Source organism: Rhizobium sp. P1_E1 (assembly GCF_056406015.1).
Map to the genome: position 1 here is coordinate 1 of NZ_JBFUAY010000401.1, position 2,482 is coordinate 2,482.

Below are 2,482 nucleotides of genomic sequence, written 5' to 3' on the forward strand. Positions count from 1 at the left end.
TTCCATGGAACTGGACACCGCCGACCATCGACGCTCAAGCGGCGTGACCAGCGGCCTTCACCGTATGCTTACGCCGCGGCATGCCAGGCGCCGGCATGGCCGGCGTTTTGGCCCGGAGGTCAACATTCTGTATCGCCCCGACGTGGTCGCTGAACGCAAGCAGTTCGGGCATTGGGAATGCGATCTGATTCAGTTCCGCAAGAAGTTCGGAAACGCCAACGTGACGTCGCTGGTCGAACGGGTCAGCCGGTTCGCCGTCTTGCTGCGCAACAGCGATCGGCAATCGAGACCGGTGATGGACGGCCTGATCCAGGTACTCCAATCCCTGCCCCACCTCGCCCGTSGCTCGATCACCTTCGACCGTGGCACCGAATTCACCGACTGGCCCTACCTGCAGGCAAGCATCGGAACGCAAACATGGTTCTGCGATCCGCAATCGCCCTGGCAGAAAGGCACCGTCGAAAACACCAACGGACGGGCCAGGAAATGGCTTTCGAGAGAGGTCAACCCGCTATCGGTCAGCGACCGCAATCTCACCGAGATCTGCAATCACCTGAACGCAACGCCACGCAAATGCCTCGGCTACAAAACACCGGCAGAAGTCTTCCGCCAGAAACTCCTCGCCCAAATCAGGCGCACCGGTTAGCCTCTCGAAACCTGCAAGTCGCGCTTCGCCATGAACTCACAGTAATGCAAATGGTGCAAAGTAGCWTCGGGCTTCARCGGATTTCGAACCTCCGGCTCGAGCAAGAGGGTGCTTCCTTGGATAGAATAGAGTTGATGATGCTTCCTCAAGCCAGACATGGAAGGCTTTGCCTGGATTGGTACGATTAATACGCCATTGAGCAGCGAAGGCGGACCAAGCTCGGTTACGTTCCAACCGGTTGAGACTAAGAGTTGCACGAGCTTCGGGTGCGTTTCGACGATCACCGAGGTTATGCCGGCAACAAGGCAAAATTCCATCACGCCGGTCATCAAGACATGTGACGCCGATACCCCATTTATTAGAATTTGACCTTCCGCGACAATACATCGGGTCCACTCGAATATCTCGGGCGAACGCGGCCATGCTTGCCCTTTCATGATCTGCGGATAAACATCCGATAAGAGATGAGGTTCAGTCGTCGGGAGCAATCGCGTATATCCCACGACAGTATCTTCGAAGAACAATGCAAGGYGCAGCGCACGGTCGTGATCGAACTGGTCGATTTCTAATCCGTCATTTCTACRAAGCGCCTCCCAGCCAAGCCTTTCCACGAATTGCTCGTGCCGAAAGCGCCAAATTTTCTCCATTGCTTGCCCGCGTGATTCGTGGCGACCGACGTAAARTCTTATCATTCTGCCCCCCCCAACATAGTGCAAGAATGCATTAGACTCCCGGTCGTTTAAATGAGTGAAATTACCTAGTTTTCACGCGTTCGCCGGCCAACGCCGTCGTCGATCGTCCTGCGAAGTGATAAGGAGTGCCTAAAGGTGACATGGCGAACGGACCGCGGTCCATAGTGTTGAGATTGGCTAAGGTTTGGGGTTCACGCGCGCCTTATCGGACAATCGTGATCAGACGTCATCGAAATTGCGGCCCTCACCCAGGAGGGCGTTACTTTACCGAAGGATTCCGTAACGAAAACTCTCCGCTATCATCTGCGCCGAATTGACGACATCGAGTTTGCGTTGAACATTGAGTATCTCATTTTGGATGGTTCTATGCGAGCGGCCTAGAATTGCCGCGATCTCCACCGCTGTCTTGCCCGCAGCGCACCACTGAATGATCTCTCGTTCACGCGCAGTTATTCTTAAAAGGCGCCTGTCTTGGGAGCTCACGTTTTTCGTTAACAGGCTGCGCACTGTGTTATGGGCGTAAATTGATATGATATGTAGCGCTCCTCTGGCAGCTCGCGACAGATCCACCTTCTCTGCCCCGAAAGTGATAATTGCTTGAAAGCCGTCGGCGGTATGCAGTGGCACACTGTAACCATCCTTCATTTTGAACTCTCGGGCCTCCATCATAATCCGGCGCGCATGACGGCCGAGCTCTTGACCCTGCAGTGCTTCCGACCACACAAAGGCACCGTCTTGCATTTTACTCAAATGGATCACGGGATCGGCATGGACGTAATTGCCCGTTGAATAACGTTCAAACCACTCGTAGGGCCATGCGTTCAACAAGAAATACGGATCGATGCGCTCCGTAGGCAAGGGTATGCCGGACATTGCAAAGCAACTAAAACCAAAGTGGCACGCTGTTCTGTTCAATGACTTCAGTATATCCTCACTGCTCTTCGCTAGTGCAGCGTCTGATATAAAGTCGAACATTACATTTGCCGTTGCCAACGCCTCGCTGTCCACTCTTCCCTCCAGGACATGCTACTCAAGGCAGCATTTTTCATGGTCGCTTCCGGTAGGAGCTAACTCTCCGAGTAGCCACTGTAGACGAAAAACCCAGCGAAGAGGAGCCTTGTCTGTATCTTTGGCAAAGTTGCCC

Annotated in this window: 3 protein-coding genes; 1 reads left to right on the forward strand and 2 read right to left on the reverse strand. The window is 54.0% G+C overall.

Annotated elements, in window-relative coordinates:
- On the forward strand, positions 1-646 hold a 646-nt coding region (locus AC1D1Z_RS36305; RefSeq protein ID WP_477853643.1), incomplete at its 5' end, for an IS30 family transposase.
- On the opposite strand, the gene AC1D1Z_RS36310 is transcribed toward AC1D1Z_RS36305, so the two are convergent.
- Positions 643-1,293: an acyl-homoserine-lactone synthase gene (locus AC1D1Z_RS36310; RefSeq protein ID WP_477853645.1), complete on the reverse strand. Its 651-nt coding sequence runs from the start codon at positions 1,291-1,293 to the stop codon at positions 643-645. The two genes, AC1D1Z_RS36305 and AC1D1Z_RS36310, sit on opposite strands and share 4 nt — an antisense overlap.
- A 309-nt stretch (positions 1,294-1,602) precedes the next feature.
- Positions 1,603-2,346: a helix-turn-helix transcriptional regulator gene (locus AC1D1Z_RS36315; RefSeq protein WP_017968911.1), complete on the reverse strand. Its 744-nt coding sequence runs from the start codon at positions 2,344-2,346 to the stop codon at positions 1,603-1,605.
- Positions 2,347-2,482: the final 136 nt, after the last annotated feature.